Genomic DNA, 15,727 nt, shown 5'->3' with positions numbered 1-15,727 from the left:
GCGGGTCGCCGGCGGACGACGCCGCGACCGACACGGATCCCTTTTGTAACCACCGAGTACAACAACCGAGTGATGACCACCGACGAGAGCGAGACGCGGCGGCGACCCGTCCGGCCACACACCCGACGACGGTTCCTGACGGCGGCCGGGGCGGCGGGGGCCGTCGCCCTCGCCGGCTGTAGCGCCGAGCGCACCGGCGACGGGGACGAGGGCGGCGACGAGAGCGGCGGCGACGGCTCGGACGGCTCCGACGGGGAGGGAGACGGCGAGACGCCGACGCTGACCGTCGCCACCTACGCCAACTTCATCGACGCGCCCTCGGTGAGTCCCGGCGAGTGGCTCAAAGAGGAGTTCGAGAGCCGCTTCGACGCCGAGCTGGAGTGGGCGACGCCCGACAACGAGGTGAACTACTACGTCGAGCGCGCGGCCTCGGGAGCCGGCGTCGACGCCGACCTCTACGTCGGCCTCACCACGGAGGACCTCGTGCGCGTCGACGAGGAGCTCGACGGGGACCTCTTCGCGGAGCGGGGCTCGGTCGACGGGTTCGACGACGTGCGGGAGGGGCTGCTGTTCGACCCGTTCGACCGGGCGGTCCCGTTCGACACCGGCTACGTGAGCCTCGTGTACGACGGGACGGCGACGGAGGCCCCGGAGACGTTCGACGGGCTGCTCGACGAGGAGCACGCGGGCGCGCTCATCGCGCAGAACCCCGGCGGCTCCGCGACCGGTCGCGCGTTCCTCCTCCACACGATCAACCGGTTCGGCGACGGCGGGGTCGCGAGCGACGGCGACGGGGAGGCCGTTTCGGGCGAGGACGGCGACGCCGACTACGACTACCTCGACTACTGGGCGGACCTCCAGGCGAACGACGTGCGCGTGCTGGGGAGCTGGGACGACGCGTACACGGCCTGGAGCGAGGGGGAAGCGCCGATCGTCGTCTCCTACTCCACCGATCAGGTGTTCGCCGACATGGAGGGCGAGAACCTCGAAGAACACCAGATCCGGTTCCTGAACGATCAGGCGTACGCGAACCCGGAGGGGATGGCCGTCTTCGCCGACGCCGACGAGCCGGAGCTGGCGCGGGAGTTCATGTCGTTCGTGCTGGAGCCCGACGTTCAAGGCGAGATCGCCCAGCGCAACGTCGCGTTCCCGGCGACCGGAACCGCCGAGCTGCCGAGCGACTACGCGGAGCTGGCACAGGAGCCGGCCGACCCGGTGACGTTCTCCTACGACGAGCTTCAGGGCTCGGTCGACGCGTGGGTCGAGGCCTGGGAGCGGCAGTTCGCCGGTAACTAAACGCGTGGGCGACGAGGGCCCGAGCGCGTGAGCGACCACGGCGACGACGCCCGGGACGCCGACGACCACGGCGGCCGCGTGGCGCGGCTCCGCGCCTGGACCGAGGCGCGCGCGCTGACCGCGCTCGCGGTCCTCACCAGCCTCACGCTCGTCGTCGCCTTCTACTACCCGACCGCGACCGTCCTCGTCGAGGCCGTCGTCGTCGACGGCGCGTTCACCCTCGGCGTCTTCGCCGACGTGCTCACCGACCCCTTCTACTTCGGCGAACTCGCGCGCCTGCTGTCCGGCGAGCCGCCGGGAGTCGTCGCGCGGGCGCTGCTCTCGCCGGACCGCCGGCTGGGGATCGTCGGGTTCACCGCGTATCAGGCGGTGCTCTCGACGGTCGCGAGCGTCGCCCTCGGGCTCCCCGCCGCCTACCTGCTCGCGCGCTTCGAGTTCCCGGGCCGGAAGACGCTGCGCTCGCTGACCATCGTCCCGTTCGTCCTGCCGTCGATAATGGTCGGGGTGGGGTTCGTGGCCACGTTCGGGCAGAACGGCACCCTGAACGCCGCGCTGAGCGCGCTCGGGCTGCCGCCGGTCGACCTCATGTTCACCCTCGAAGCCGTGGTGATCGCCCACGCGTTCTACAACGCGCCGCTCGTCGCGCGCGTGACGACCGCGGCGTGGGAGTCGGTCGACGCGAGCGCGGTCGAGACCGCGCGGAGCCTCGGTGCCGGTCCGGTGCGGGCGTTCGTCGACGTGGTTGCGCCGCAGGTGTACCCGGCCGTGTTGACGGGCGCGGCGCTCACGTTCGTGTTCACGTTCGGGACGTTCCCAATCGTCTTGGCGCTCGGCGGGTTCGAACTGGCGACGGTGGAGGTGTTCGTCTACCGGCTGGTGCGCGACCTGAACTACGCCGAGGCCGCCGCGCTGGCGATCGTCGAACTCGCCGTCTCGCTCGCGGTCCTGCTCGCGTACCTCCGCTACGAGGCCCGGAACGCGACCAGCACGCGCGGGGCGCGGCCGCTGCCGCGCCGGTCGCTCGTCCCGCCGTCGCGCTCCGCCCGAGACCTGCTGCCGCGGGCGGGGCTGGCCGCCTACGCTGTCGTGGCCGGGGTCGTCTTCCTCGCGCCGATCGCGTCGATGATCCTCGCCTCCGTCACGGGCGGCGACGGCGCGCTCACGCTCGACCACTACCGATTCCTGGTCGAGCGGCAGCAGACGGGGGCGGCGTTTCAGGTGCGGCCGTGGCCCGCGATCCGGAACTCGCTGGCGTTCGCGGGGGCGGCGACCCTGCTCGCGCTCCCGATGGGCGTCGTCGTCGCGGTGTTGACCACGCGGCGGTATCGGGGGCGGACGCTCGTCGACGCGGCCGCGATGGCCCCCCTCGCGGTGTCCGGGATAATCGTCGGCCTCGGGCTGCTCCGGGGGTTGGTCTTCGGGGTCGAGATCGCGGGCTGGCGGATCGCGGCCGGCGGCGCGGTCGCCATCGTCGTCGCGCACGCGGTCGCGGGCTACCCGTTCGTCGTGCGCACCGTCTCGCCCGGGCTCTCGGGGCTGGACCGCTCGCTCGTCGAGTCGGCGCGGGCGCTCGGCGCGTCGCGGGCGCGGGTGATCCGCGACGTGGAACTCCCCCTCGTCTGGCCCGCGGTCGTCGCGGGCGCGGCGTTCGCGTTCGCCATCTCGATCGGTGAGTTCACCTCGACCGTGGTGCTGGCGACCGGGGCCGACGCGTACACGATGCCCGTCGCGATCGAACGGTTCATCGGGCGGCGGCTCGGACCGGCGACCGCCATGGGCGTCGTCCTGCTGGTCGTCACCGGACTCAGCTTCGTCGTCATCGAGCGGCTCGGGGGTGACCACCGTGGGCTCTGACCGGAGCGACTCGCCCGACGCTCCCCACCCGGACGCCCCCGTCGCCGTCGAACTCGACGGCGTGAGCAAACGCTACGGCGACGCGACCGCCGTCGACGACGTGAGCCTGCGGGTGCGCGAGGGGGAGTTCTTCACGCTCGTCGGCCCCTCGGGCTGCGGGAAGACGACGACGCTCCGCCTGATCGCGGGGTTCGAGGAGCCGACGGTGGGGGCGGTCCGCTTCGCCGGCGAGTCGGTCGCGGGTGTCCCGCCGGAGCGCCGCGACGTGGGCGTCGTCTTCCAGAGCTACGCGCTGTTCCCGCACATGACCGTCGGCGAGAACGTCGCGTACGGGCTCAACTTCGCCGAGCCGCCCGAAGGCGTCACGCGCGACGAGCGCGTCGCCGACCTGCTCGAACTCGTCGACCTGCCCGACGCCGCCGACCGCGACCCGGAGAGCCTCTCGGGCGGCCAACAGCAGCGGGTCGCGATGGCGCGGGCGCTCGCGCCCGGCCCCGACGTGCTCCTCCTGGACGAGCCGATGAGCGCGCTCGACGCCCGCCTGCGCGAGCGACTCCGCGCGCAGGTGAAACGGATCCAGTCGGAGCTGTCGATTACGACGATATACGTCACCCACGATCAGGAGGAGGCGCTGGCCGTCTCCGACCGCGTCGCCGTGATGAACGACGGGGCGCACGAACAGGTGGCCCCGCCGCGGACCGTCTACCGCCGGCCCGCCACCCGGTTCGTCGCCGAGTTCGTCGGCGACAACAACGTCTTCTCGGGACGAGTCCGCGACGCCCCCGCCGACGGCGAGGTCGCGGTCGCCGTCGACGACGCGGACGAGACCCTCCGCGTCGGGGTCGCAAACGGCCCCGACGCCATCCCCGAGGCCGGCGACCGCGTCGCCTTCTGCGTCCGGCCGGAACACCTCCGGGTCGCGGGCGACGGCGACGCGGTGAGGAGGGGCAACCGCACCGAAAACGCGCTGCGCGCGACCGTCGCCAGCGCGGAGTTCCTCGGGGAGACGACCAGAGTCACCCTCGACTGGGGGGACCGCGAACTGCTCGTTCGGACGGTCGACCCCCTCGACGGCGCGGTCACCGTCGCGTTCGACCCCGACGACGCGCACGTGATCGACGTGGAACCACAGTAACCAGTTGCGGTGGCGCGTGCCGACGAGCGCCCGAGAGGGCGCGAGTCGCACGCGCGAGGGAGTCGGCCGTGACGAGGGCGACCGAAGGGAGCCCGACAGACGCGGCCGACGAGGCTGGGGAGGCGTGAGGTGCTGTGCGGAGGCGGTTCGGGGTGGGACTCGAAGGGGCAGTCGGGGGCGCGCCGGAGGCGACGTAAGGACCACAGGAACGAGCGTAGCGAGTGACGAGGACCGCAGCGAGCGTCCGGCGCGCCCCCGACTGGGGCTTCGGCGGTCTCCGTGTCGATCTCTCATTTATAATCGGCTACGTATCGCCGAGCGACTGGGGCTTCGGCGGTCTCCGTGTCGATCTCTCATTTATAATCGGCTACGTATCGCCGAGCGGCTGGGGCTTCGGCGGTCTCGGTCGTAACGGAAGCAACTGCGTATCGCCGAGCGACTGGGGCTTCGACGGTCTCCGCGTCGGTTAGCGATCCATCAACGACACACCCGGTCACCACCCCACCGTCGCCGTCGCAGGCGACACCCCTTACCCCCAGCAGTCCGAACGAAACGTATGGCCTCCGAGTCGTGCGACGTCTGCGAGCGGTCCGTGCGGATCGCCGGCGGGATCGGCGACCTGTGGAACTTCGCGTTCGAGTCGACGCAGGGACTGACCCTCGAACTCACCGACGGCTCGGAGTTCTTCCTCTGTTTCGACTGTATGGAGAGACTGCCCGACGACCACGAGCCGACCGCCGAGGACGTGGCCGACCTCCGCGAGCGCACCGAGCCGGTCGAGGAGGACGGCAACCACTTCTGGCACTGGCGCTGACGCGAAGCAGTCCTCCGAGTCGTTCCCGCAGCCGTCAGAAAAGAAGCCCGCGGCGTCAGTCCGCGCTCGACTCTTCTCCCGACTTCTCGCCCGACTCCTCGTCGATCTCCGGCGTCGACGGCTCCGTCTCGACGCCGGTGTCCGCCGGCGTCGCGGTCGCGTCCGTCACGTCGTTCGACTGCGAGCCGCTGCCGAACAGGCGGGCGCGGAGCCCGCGCTCGCTCCGCGGTTCGGCGAGCAGCACGGAGCAGTTCACCTCGTTGAGCACGTCCAGCACGAGCGACCCGCGGACCAGCCGCGAGAGCAGCCCCTTCTGGGTCGCGCCGACGATCAGCATCGTGGCGTCGCGGGCGGCCCGCTCGATGCTGGTCTCGACGTCGCCGCTCTCGATCCGCAGCGCCGCGTCCGAGAGGTCGTGCGCGTCGGCCCACTCGGAGAGGAACGCGCGGCCCGCCTCCTCCTCACCCGGCTCGGTAACGTGGAGCAGCGTGACCTCGCCGTCGAACTCGGCCTGGAGCATCTTCGCCACCGCGCCGGAGAGGTCCGAGGCCGGACCGCCGGCCGTCGGCACGAGGATGCGCGAGGGGTCGAACCCGCGGTCGCGGAACACGAGGAAGTCGGAGGGCAGCGAGTACGCCAGTTCGTCGATGGCGGACTCGGCGCGCCCCGGGGCCCCGTGGGAGTCCTCGCCCCAGCCCATCACGGTCATGTCGGCACCGTAGGTGCGCGCGGCGTCGAACACCTCCTCGAACACGCGGTGCGACAGGACGACGTGGGTCTCCACGTCGACGCCGAACGTCTCGGCGTCCGCGCGGGCCTGGTCCAACAGGCCGTGGGCCGCCTCGTGCGCCCCGCGGTCGCGGGCGGCCTCAAGCGAGGTCTGGTCGGGCACGTTCGCGATGTTGACCGCGACGACCGTCCCGTTCCGCTGCTTGGCGATGGCGGACGCGAGCGTGATCAGGTGTTCCTCGGTCTTGGGGTTCGCGAGCGGCACCATCACGCGGTAGTCGCCGCCGCTCGGTTGGACCGAGGTGGCCGCGGAGACGGCCTGATCGGGCAGTTCGTCGGACCGGTCGAGGATCCACGTCCCGAGGACGCCGCGCGACTCCACCTTGCCGCGGGCGTACAGCAGGTACCAGAGCACGGCGAAGGCGACGAGGCCTGCGGAGAGGAGAATGATCGTCGGCTCGATGTAGACGATCAGCGCGAACGACGACAGCGTCCCGATTATCGGCACGGCGGGGTAGAAGGGGACCTCGAAGTCGGGGTCGTACCCCTCGACCTCCGACTCGCGCATCACGATCAGCGCGAGGTTGAGCAGGCCATAGACGACGAGGTGGAGGACCGAGCCCATCGTCGACAGCGACTCGACGCTCCCGGCGACGAGGAACACGAGGATGAGCGCGCCGGTGAGCGCGATCGACTTGTACGGCGTGCCGAACCGCTCGTGAATCTCGTTGAGCTTCGGGGTGACGATCTTCTCGCGGCCCATCGCGAAGTTGATCCGCGACGACGAGAGGATGGAGGCGTTCGCCGACGAGGCGGTCGCGAGCAGCCCGCCGATCAGGAGCATGGCGGCACCGACCGCGCCGAGCGAGTAGCCGAACACCTCGTAGTTACCGAAGAGGAGTTCGGCAGCGTCGACGACCGCGGTCTCGTTGTTCGCGACGAGTTCGTTCGGGACCGCCGCGAGCAACACCAGCAGGAACAGCGCGTACACGACCGTGACGATGACGACCGAGCCGAGGACGGCGAGCGGGAGGTTCCGCCCCGGGTTCTTGATCTCCTCCGCGACCGAGGTGATCTGGACGAACCCCAGATAGGAGACGAATATTATCCCGGTCACCGGGAGGATTTCGCTCGTCGTGCCCGGTGGCGCGAGGGGACGCAGCGACTCCATGTCGGCGTTCAGCAGGCCGACGACGGTGAAGACGGCCAGAATTCCGAGCAGCGACATCACGATGACGATCTGGAGGCCGCCGGTCTCCTTCGCGCCGAAGTAGTTGACCGCGATAAAGAGGAGCGCGCCGGCCAGCCCGATTACCTGCGCGGCCTCCAGCGTGACGAAGCCGATCCCCACCGGGCCGATCCCGACGAGCGCGTTGACGTACTCGCCGAAGCCGTACATGTAGAACGCGGAGGCGAACGCGAGTCCGAGCCAGTTCGCCCAGCCGGCGATCGAGCCGAACATGGGTCCGAGCGCGCGGTTGACGTAGAAGTACGCGCCGCCCGACTTCGGCATCGCCGTCCCGAGTTCGGAGGCGGAGAGGGCGGTAAACAGGGCGATCACGCCGCCGAGGACGAACGTGAACGCGGCGAGGGGGCCGGCGCGGGCGACCGCGGTGCCGGGGAGGACGAAGATCCCCGCGCCGATCATCGTCCCGATCCCGATCGTGAGCGCCGCGAGCGGACCGAGGTCCTTCGCGAGTTCCTCGTCGCCGCTCACGGCGGACCACCTCGGGCGGTTGTGACTCTTCGGGCGTGTATCATACCTGTTTTCGCTCCCCCGTTCGTATAAAGCCGGTTGATCCGGTCGACTGCGCCGTCTTCGCAGGGGCGAAGCCGCCTTCGAGAGGAACGAGCCGAGTCGGATCGCGCCTTTTGACCGGAACACAAGGTCCATACCCTCACGCGTCCCGGTACGATCCAACAGGTGGATCCCTTGACGAAGAAACGCGAATACCGCGACGACTACGACGACAAGACGCTGTACATCCCCGGGCCGACCGAGGTCCGCGACGACGTGATCGAGGCGATGACGGAGTCGACGTTCGGCCACCGGATGGACCGGATGACCGACCTCTACACCACCATCGTCGAGGACACGAAGGAGTTCCTCGGCACCGACAACGAGGTCGTGATCCTCACCGGCTCCGGCACGGAGTTCTGGGAGGCGACGACGCTGAACCTCGTCGACGAGCACGTCCTCGTCCCGACCTGCGGCGCGTTCAGCGAGCGCTACGCCAACGTCGCCGAGCGCCTCGGCAAGACGGTCCACCGGCTGGAGTACGAGTGGGGCGAGGCCGTCAAACCCGAGGACGTCCGGGAGGCGATCGAGTCCGCCGACGTGCACTACGACATGGTCGCCGGCGTGATGAACGAGTCTTCGACCGGCGTCCGGAACCCGATCGAGGAGATCGGCGACGTGCTCTCCGAGTACCCGGACACCTACTTCGCCGTCGACGCCGTCTCCTCGCTCGGCGGCGACTACGTCGACATCGACGAGCACGGCATCGACGCCATCTTCGCGTCGACCCAGAAGGCGTTCGCGATGCCCCCCGGACTGGCGGTCTGCGTCGTCAGCGACGACGCCTACGACCGCGAGGTCGAGAAGGGCGACTCCTCGTGGTACGGCGGTTTCCGCCGCACGATCGACTACTACGACCGGAAGGGCCAGACCCACTCGACGCCCGCGATCCCGATCATGTTGGCGTACCGCAAGCAGATGAAACGCATGCTCGACGAGGGCCACCGCGCCCGCGACGAGCGCCACCGCGAGATGATGGAGTACGTCCACGACTGGGCCGACGAGCACTTCGCGATGTTCCCCGAGGAGGGGTACGAGTCCCAGACCGTCGCCTGCATCGAGAACACGCGGGGGATCGACGTGGCCGCGACCATCGAGGAGGTGAGCGAGGAGTACGACATGGCCTTCTCGAACGGGTACGGCGACATCGGCGAGGAGACGTTCCGGATCGGGCACATGGGCGAACACACCGTCGAGAGCGTGAAGGAACTCACCGACGCCATCGAGGACGTGGCGGACCTGTAGTCCGCTAAACCCTGAACTCAGTCCTCGTCGCGGTCCGCGACCCGTTCGATCCGGTAGATCCGGCCGCCTCCCTCGGTCCGGTCGACCCCCGCGACGACGAAGGCGTGGTCGCCGACATCGACGATGTCGCCCGTGTCGAGCGGCCCCGCCCGTTCGTCCGGATCCTCCGCGTCCGCGTCCGGTTCGCTCCCGCTGTCCGTGTCGACCGCGTCGACGGCGTCCGCGCCGACGCCGAGCGCGGCCTCCCCGCGGTCGATCGCGCGCCGCCAGAAGGCGTCCGAGGGCGGCCGCGGTCCCACCCGCGACGCCAGTTCGCTCCGCGTGAGTCGTCTCATCGGATCTGCCTCGTCGCGTGAGCCCTTATCCGGTTCGGATCCCCGCCGACCGACGGGTCAGAAAAGTCGTTACAGCCAGAGGAGTTGCGCGTGCCGCGTCTCCTCGAACTCCAAGACGGTCTCCTCGTCGACGAGGCCGGCCTCGACGGCGACGCCGACCGCCTCCGTGCCGACGATGTTCGCGACCTGCGCGCGCTGGAGCCCCGCGACGACCTCCTCGGCGGTCGCCTCGACCGCGTCGTCGCCGCCGTAGAACTCCTCGCTCACGGTGAGCGTGACGGGACCGTCCTCGTACGTCTCGCCGAGGCAGTCAGGGTCGCAGACGGAGACGAGCCGTCCCTCGGCGGTCTCGCGCTCGCGGAGGAGCATTCAGAAGCCCTCGGGACCCTCGCCCTGAAGCTCGCGCTCCGGCCCCTCGGCCTCGCCGTCCTGCCCGCTTCGGCCGCCGCTCCGTCCGCCGCGGCCGCCGGCTCCGGGTTCGCCGGGCTGCCCGCCGCGACCGCCGGGCTGGCCGCCGGGGCCGGCCTGCCCGCCCGGACCCGGTGCCTGACCGGTCTGTTCCTCGATCAGCTGTTCCTCCGTCTCGCGGCGGAGCTCCTCGGCGCGGTCGGCGACCTCCTCGGCCTGCTCGTGTTCGCCGGCCTCTTCGAGCGCCCGGGCCTTCTCTTCGAGGACGCCCGCGTCGCGGTAGCCGAGCCGGATCGCGTTGTCGAAGCACTTGACGGCGTCCTCCGCGAGGCCGCGCTCGACCAGCAGGAAGCCGCGGTTGTACCACGCTTCGGCGAACCGGGGGTCGGCCTCGACGGCGCGCTCGGCGTGTTCGAGCGCCTGCTCGCTGCGGCCGGACTCCCAGAGCGCGTACGCGAGGTTGGTCTCGGCGGTCGCGGCGTGCTCTGACTCCTCGTCGATGCGCAGCGCCTCCTGATACGCGCCGACGGCCTGGTCGAACTCCTCCAACTGGGCGTGGGCCGCGCCCTTGTTCACCCACGCCTCCTGCGCCTCCAGCGAGTCCTCCTCGGCGAAGCGGGCGGCGCGCTCGAACGTCTCGGTCGCCTCCTCGAACCGGTTGATCCCCATGTACGAGAGGCCGACGTCGATCAGCTGTTCGACGTCGACGTCCTCGCTGCCGATGTTCCGGCGGTCCAACTCGTCGGTCAGCGCCCGGGAGTCGACCGGGTCGACGCGGCTCGGGTCCTCGCCGAGCTCCGGCGGGTCCAGCGTGAACGCGTCGTAGTCGGCGTCGACGCCCTGCCCCGAGGAGAACTCGTGGCCGTCGTCGTCGCGTTCGTCGGTCATGCCCCGAGGTTGGCGGTCACGACGCGTAAGGGTTGCGTCGCGCGGGTCCATCGGGGGCTGTTCCCACGGGAAACGGCCGGGAGCGCGGTCGTTCCGGCGAACGCGGTCGAACGCTTCCCCCCTGTCGCGGCCGGCCGGGGGACGGGTGCGGTCGAGACGATCACGGGATGATCCGAGCTTCGTCGGGAGTACAGCGCTCGAAACGGGTGATCGCGGCGTGGTTTTATTAGCTCGGCGCGCGGATATCGGGACGATGACACGTCCCCGACTCTCCACGCGGCTCCGGTTCGGCGCGGCGGCCCTCCTCGTCGCCGCCGGTGCCGCGGCCAGCCTCGCGGTCGCGCCGGACCTCCCCGAGCAGATGGTGACGCGGTGGAACGCCGCCGGCGAGCCGGTCGGCACGCTCTCGAAGGCGGCCGGGATGTGGTTCGTTCCGGGGCTCGCGGCCGGGCTGCTCGGCCTGTTCGCGCTGCTCCCCCGGATCGACCCGCTCGGCGGGAACATCGCCGCGTTCCGGGTCCACTACGACCGGTTCGTCGTCGTGTTCACCGCGTTCCTCGTCGGGCTCCACCTCGCCGTGCTCGCCGTCAACCTCGGCTACGCGGTCGACGTGACGACGATCGCGGTGGCCGGCGGGGCCGCGCTGTTCTACTACCTCGGAACGCTCTTACCGCACGTCGAGCCGAACTGGTTCGTCGGGATCCGGACGCCGTGGACGCTCAGCGACGACGAGGTGTGGGACCGGACCCACGCGCTCGGCGGCCGGCTGTTCAAGCTCTCGGCCGTGATCGCGGTCGCCGGCCTCTTCGTCGGCGAGTACGCCGTCTACTTCCTCGTCGGCCCGGCGCTGGCGACGGCCGCCGTCACCGCGGCGTACTCGTACGTCCTGTACGCGCGCCGCGAGGACGGCGGGAGCGACGGCGACCCCGAAGCCGCGACCCGAACCGCGAAGTAGGAGCGCGGCGGGCGTCGGAGGACGGAGGCGACGGCGAGTTCCGCCCCGGTGCCGGGCGTTTATGTCCGCGGCCGCGAAGGGACGTGTATGACCGAGGAGTCACGCGCGGACCGACGGTCCCCCGTCGGCGAGCCGGTGGTCCGGTCGGACCCGGCGGTGACCGGCGACCGGGCCGCCGAGGCGGTGGGGTTCGACCCGAACGACCCCGACAGCGTCGCCGAGGCCGCGGAGACGGTGGCCCGGTTCGCGGCCGGCGACGTGGGCGACGACGACAACGTCCTAATGTTGCGGGGTGCCGCGGCCTGCGCGGCGCTCGTCCGCGGCGTCGGCTCGTACAAGGAGGCGGCCGAGCGGGCGGGCGGCGACGTCTCCGTCGCGTTCATCCGCAAGTGGGCCCGGGTCCACGACCTCCCGCAGGCGATCCGCCGACAGGTCGCCAACGGGCGGATCGCGCCGAGCGCAGCGAAACACGTCGCGCGCCTCGGCGGCCGGGACCGGTACCTGCTCGCGTGGGCGGCGATCGACGGCGACCTGACGGTCCGGGAGGTGCGCGCGGCCGCCTCCGCGGTCAACGACGGGACGGACATCGAGGGCGCGGTCCGCGACGCGGGCGTCGAACTCGGGCGGCTTCAGGTCCGGCTCCCGGCGGACACCTACGTCGAACTCCGTCGGCGCGCCTCCATGGAGAACGTCGAGCCGGGGGAGATCGTCGCCGACGCGGTCGACGCGTACCTCGACGAGTAGCGAAGTCGGGTTATGATCCGGCGGCGCGGTCGGTCGCGAACCGCACCGCGGCGGCGGCGATCGCCTCCCTCGCTCGCTCGACCTCGTCCCACGCTATCGTCTCGTCGGGGTAGTGCGCCTCGTCGATGGTGCCCGGCCCGAACAGCACCGCCGGGACGCCCGCCGCGACGAAGTGCCGCGAGTCGGCCCCGTACGTCGCGCCCCGCGGCTCGGCGTCGGGGAGTCCCGCCGCGACGAGGCCGGCGCGGACCGCCTCGACGATCGGTTCGTCCACCGCGATCTCCGCGGGCTCGAACTGGACGGAGAACCGCTCGAACCGCGGCGGGTGGTCGCAGAGCCACGGGTCGTCCGCGACCACCGACGCCAGTCGCTCGCGGAACGCCGACTCGACCCCGGCCACGGTCTCGCCGGGGGCGACGCCGATCCGGAACTCGGCGGTGAGCGTCGCGGGGACCGTCGACGCCCATGACCCCGCCTCGACGCGCCCGCAGACGACCGGCCACGGCACCGCGAACTCGCCGTACAGCGGGTGGGTGACGGACTCGCAGCGCTCCCGCTCCAGGTCTGCGAACGCCTCTCGCACGGCCTCAAACCGGGGGAGAACGTCCTCGCCGCGCCACCGCGTGGCCGCGTGGGCGCTCCGCCCGTCGATCTCCAGTCGCGCCATGAGCGACCCCTCGGCGGCGACCACGGGGCGCAGTTCCGTCGGCTCCGCGACGATGGCCGCGTCGCGCTCGAAGGGGTACGGGCTCGCGAGCGCGGCGGTCGCCGCGCCGTAGCCGCCGTCCTCCTCGCCCGCGACGGCCTCGACCGCCAGCCGGAGCCCCGACTGTGGGAGCGAGACGGAGCCGTCCGCGACCGCGGCGCGGAGGTCCGCGGCGGCACCGACGCAGGCCGCCAGCCCAGACTTCATGTCGGCCGCGCCGCGGGCGGTGAGCGTCGCGCCGCCCTCGTCGCCGTCAACGCCGCCGACGCCGCCCTCGTCGCCGTCGCGCCAGACCGGTTCGAAGGGGTCGCTCGACCACTCGGTCGGCTCCGCGGGGACGACGTCGAGGTGGCCGTTCAGCGCCAGCGTGGGCGTCGAGGCGTCGGCGTCCTCGCCGCCCTCATGAGCGGCGTCCGGGTCCTCGCCGCCGGCACCGCCCAGTTCCAGGACGCCCGCGACGCTCCGGCGTCCCTCGACTGCCGCCGCGTCGAGGTCGTCGGGAAAGGAGGGGTGGTCGGCGAGGACGGCGGGGTCCGCGTCCCAACCGTACGTCTCGAACCCGAGGTCGTCGAGCGTGCGCTCGACGAAGTCGGCCGCGGCCGCCTCCTCGCCGGCGGTCGACCGGAACCGACAGAGGTCGGCGGCGAACGCGCGCATGTCGAAGTCGGTCGTCACGTCCCCGGCGACGGCGGGGGCCCGGAAACCGTTTCGGGTCGCGGGGGCGACCCCTGCCGCGGTTCTAAACGTTTATCCGTCGCCTGACCCTACCTCAATTCGTCTGGGCCGGTAGCTCAGTTAGGGAGAGCGTCCGGCTTTTAACCGGACGGTCGGGGGTTCGAATCCCTCCCGGCCCGCTGTCACCGCCGCGAGCAAAACCGCGAGCGGCGGTGCTGTGCCGAGGGAGGGTTCGAACCGCGGACCGCGACGCTGTCACGCCGTCTCGGCGAGCCACGCCAGCGCCGCCGACCGCTGGTCGAGCAGCGTACCGAGGTGGTCGGTCGCGGCGGTCTCCAGCGTGCCGCCGCGCTCCCGGACGAGCGATCGGACCGGCGGAAGCGGCGTGTTCTCGTCGTTCGTCCCGTGCCAAGCGCGGACGGCCGCGTCGGACGGAGCCGGATCGAACGCCGCGTCCGCGAACGATCGGTTCTCGCGTTCGACGGCGCGCGCGCCGGGGGCGAGGGCCTCGTGGAAGTCGGCCGCGACCGCGTCGGCGACGGCGTCGGGGACCGACCGGTCCGTGTACTGCGAGACGACGGCGTCCGGCCCCGAGACCGACGCGAACGCCTTCGAGAGACGGAACGTCGCGCGCAGCGCGAACGGGACCGACGCGAGCGTCGCGAGAGCGTTGTCCGCCGGGGGGACGACGCTGCTTATCAGGCCGACGCGGGTCACCCGGTCGTCGGTCCCGGCGGCGAGCGCGAACGGACCGCCGCCGGAGAAGCCGAGCGCGCCGGCCCGGTCGACCGACTCGGCGTCGAGGAGCCCGGCGGCGTCACCCGCCCAGTCCGACGGCGACCACTCGCTCGGGGGCGGCGAGGAGCGACCGTATCCCGGGCGGTCGGGGGCGAGGATCCGAACGCCGGCCTCGGTCGCGGGTGCCGACAGCAGCGCCCCGAACAGCCGCGACCCCGGCGTGCCGTGGTGAACGACGACGGGGAAGCCGTCGGGGTCGCCGCCGGTCGCGTACGAGAGGGTGCGTCCGTCGGGGAGGGTACACGCGTCCGTCCGAAGGGTCGTCGATTGGGGCGTCATGGCGGGACCTACGCGGTGGTTCTCGGAGGGGCCGAAAACGGGTTGCGGTATCGCGATCCGGCGTCGCAACGACCGTGGTCGGGCGTCGCGGCGGCTGTGTTCTCGGCGTCGCGGCGGCTGTGTTCTCGGCGTCGCGGCGGCTGTGTTCTCGGCGTCGCGGCGGCGGCAGCGCTCGCGAGCGTCGAAACCGGGGGGAGAAAGCGTGTGTCGCCGTCGGCGCGGCGCGGGCGTTCAGTACCCGAGCTGCTCGCGCACGAGGACGAGCGTCGTCCGGCCTTCCTCGGTCTCGCGGCGGTAGACGAGCTGTTTGGCGATGGCGGACTCGACGCCGTACGCCTCCTGTGCGCGCTCGTTCTCAAGCGGGTACGCGACCGATTCGAGGCGGTCGAAGGCGTCCGAGAGCGTGGGAACGATCTTGTTGATCCCGCTGACGATGACGACGTTGCCCGCGGCGAACGGGTACGCGCCGATCCGGCTGCCGGAGAGGTCGGCGGCGACGAGCTCGCCCGTCTCGGCGATCGCGTTGATCCCGCCGAGGAAGTAGTCGGCCGTCTGCGACTCGCGGCGCGCGGTCTGTCGCTCGGCGTCGTCGTCGATGGCCCAGATCTGGTCCGGGAGGCTCTCCCACTCGTGGTCGCCCTCGCTCAGGAACTCGTCGAACCCGATCTCCTCGAGGGTCGTCGAGTGCCCGTTCATCACGGAGACACCGTCGGGAATCTGGGACTTCACCGCCTCCAGCACCTCGTCGGCGTCCTCGACGACGACCACGTCGAAGCCGCGCTCCTCTAAGCTGGCGACCGTCTCCTCGACCGTCTCCGCGTCGGGGAGGTCGTCCAGTTCCGCGTCGATCTCCGCGTCGTCTGCGTAGTCAGCCTTCTGCTGTGACATTGTGAACGTGAGAACCTCGTCGGTAGATCGGAGGGGCGGGAGTCACTTAACCGCTCGCGGACACCGCTGTCCGGTGGTTACGCGGGTGTTACCCTCGTGTCGTCGCCGACGAATGTGCGAGCCGATACCGATGATCGCGGACGCTTGACGAGCGCGTCGCTCTCCGGTCGCGTTCGTCGA

15 protein-coding genes and 1 tRNA gene are annotated in these 15,727 nt (G+C 71.4%); 9 read left to right on the top strand and 7 right to left on the bottom strand.

Translation table 11 applies throughout. The features are described 5' to 3' along the window. Positions 1-72 precede the first annotated feature (72 nt). From NAF06_RS06075 to NAF06_RS06055, 5 genes are all read left to right on the top strand, one after another. On the top strand, positions 73-1,296 hold the full coding sequence (locus tag NAF06_RS06075) for a thiamine ABC transporter substrate-binding protein (protein ID WP_008585315.1): 1,224 nt from the start codon (positions 73-75) through the stop codon (positions 1,294-1,296). Positions 1,297-1,323: 27 nt separating this feature from the next. After that, the gene (locus NAF06_RS06070; RefSeq protein WP_008585316.1) at positions 1,324-3,150 is read left to right on the top strand and encodes an ABC transporter permease; all 1,827 of its coding nucleotides are present in this window, start codon (positions 1,324-1,326) and stop codon (positions 3,148-3,150) included. Next, positions 3,140-4,285 (top strand): ABC transporter ATP-binding protein, encoded by a 1,146-nt coding sequence (locus NAF06_RS06065; RefSeq protein ID WP_049908826.1) that lies wholly within the window; start codon positions 3,140-3,142, stop codon positions 4,283-4,285. Before NAF06_RS06070 ends, NAF06_RS06065 begins: the two co-directional genes overlap by 11 nt. A gap of 221 nt (positions 4,286-4,506) precedes the next feature. Continuing rightward, positions 4,507-4,755 (top strand): hypothetical protein, encoded by a 249-nt coding sequence (locus NAF06_RS06060; protein ID WP_152418755.1) that lies wholly within the window; start codon positions 4,507-4,509, stop codon positions 4,753-4,755. Positions 4,756-4,841: 86 nt separating this feature from the next. Beyond that, positions 4,842-5,099 carry a DUF7561 family protein gene (locus NAF06_RS06055; protein WP_008585318.1) on the top strand — a complete coding sequence of 86 codons (258 nt, stop codon included), beginning with the start codon at positions 4,842-4,844 and terminating at the stop codon, positions 5,097-5,099. A 55-nt stretch (positions 5,100-5,154) separates the two neighbouring features. On the opposite strand, the gene NAF06_RS06050 is transcribed toward NAF06_RS06055, so the two are convergent. After that, entirely contained in the window at positions 5,155-7,545 is a 2,391-nt protein-coding gene (locus NAF06_RS06050) for an amino acid permease (protein WP_008585319.1), read from the bottom strand. A 216-nt stretch (positions 7,546-7,761) separates the two neighbouring features. Here NAF06_RS06050 and NAF06_RS06045 point away from each other — a divergent pair, with 216 nt between their 5' ends. After that, entirely contained in the window at positions 7,762-8,871 is a 1,110-nt protein-coding gene (locus NAF06_RS06045) for a pyridoxal-phosphate-dependent aminotransferase family protein (protein ID WP_008585320.1), read from the top strand. A 17-nt stretch (positions 8,872-8,888) separates the two neighbouring features. Here NAF06_RS06045 and NAF06_RS06040 read toward each other — a convergent pair whose 3' ends face one another. The 3 genes from NAF06_RS06040 to NAF06_RS06030 all read right to left on the bottom strand — a co-directional run bounded on the left by NAF06_RS06040 (position 8,889) and on the right by NAF06_RS06030 (position 10,502). Then, on the bottom strand, positions 8,889-9,206 hold the full coding sequence (locus NAF06_RS06040) for a hypothetical protein (protein ID WP_008585322.1): 318 nt from the start codon (positions 9,204-9,206) through the stop codon (positions 8,889-8,891). 69 nt (positions 9,207-9,275) lie between these two features. Next, a complete protein-coding gene (locus NAF06_RS06035) occupies positions 9,276-9,575 on the bottom strand; it encodes a DUF424 domain-containing protein (protein WP_006629105.1) in 300 nt (99 codons plus the stop codon). Next, a complete protein-coding gene (locus NAF06_RS06030) occupies positions 9,576-10,502 on the bottom strand; it encodes a tetratricopeptide repeat protein (protein ID WP_008585325.1) in 927 nt (308 codons plus the stop codon). It abuts the gene before it with no gap. A gap of 253 nt (positions 10,503-10,755) precedes the next feature. Between NAF06_RS06030 and NAF06_RS06025 the strand changes: the two genes are divergently transcribed. Together NAF06_RS06025 and NAF06_RS06020 are read left to right on the top strand one after the other, a co-directional pair. Further along, positions 10,756-11,457, top strand: a complete 702-nt coding sequence (locus NAF06_RS06025; RefSeq protein WP_008585327.1) for an SdpI family protein — start codon at positions 10,756-10,758, stop codon at positions 11,455-11,457. Positions 11,458-11,544: 87 nt separating this feature from the next. Next, entirely contained in the window at positions 11,545-12,201 is a 657-nt protein-coding gene (locus NAF06_RS06020) for a DUF7119 family protein (protein WP_008585330.1), read from the top strand. A 10-nt stretch (positions 12,202-12,211) separates the two neighbouring features. Here the strand turns inward: NAF06_RS06020 and NAF06_RS06015 are convergent, their stop codons facing one another. After that, positions 12,212-13,564: a M20/M25/M40 family metallo-hydrolase gene (locus NAF06_RS06015; RefSeq protein WP_049908830.1), complete on the bottom strand. Its 1,353-nt coding sequence runs from the start codon at positions 13,562-13,564 to the stop codon at positions 12,212-12,214. Positions 13,565-13,687: 123 nt separating this feature from the next. Here NAF06_RS06015 and NAF06_RS06010 point away from each other — a divergent pair. Next, positions 13,688-13,761, top strand: a tRNA-Lys gene (locus NAF06_RS06010). 76 nt (positions 13,762-13,837) lie between these two features. Here NAF06_RS06010 and NAF06_RS06005 read toward each other — a convergent pair. After that, positions 13,838-14,659, bottom strand: a complete 822-nt coding sequence (locus NAF06_RS06005) for an alpha/beta fold hydrolase (RefSeq protein WP_008585334.1) — start codon at positions 14,657-14,659, stop codon at positions 13,838-13,840. A gap of 231 nt (positions 14,660-14,890) precedes the next feature. Next, the gene (locus NAF06_RS06000) at positions 14,891-15,547 is read right to left on the bottom strand and encodes a lactate utilization protein (protein ID WP_008585336.1); all 657 of its coding nucleotides are present in this window, start codon (positions 15,545-15,547) and stop codon (positions 14,891-14,893) included. Positions 15,548-15,727: the final 180 nt, after the last annotated feature.

This window comes from Halorubrum hochsteinianum (assembly GCF_023702125.1).
Taxonomy (GTDB): Archaea; Halobacteriota; Halobacteria; order Halobacteriales; family Haloferacaceae; genus Halorubrum; species Halorubrum hochsteinianum.
This window is presented reverse-complemented; position numbering and strand designations above follow the sequence as displayed.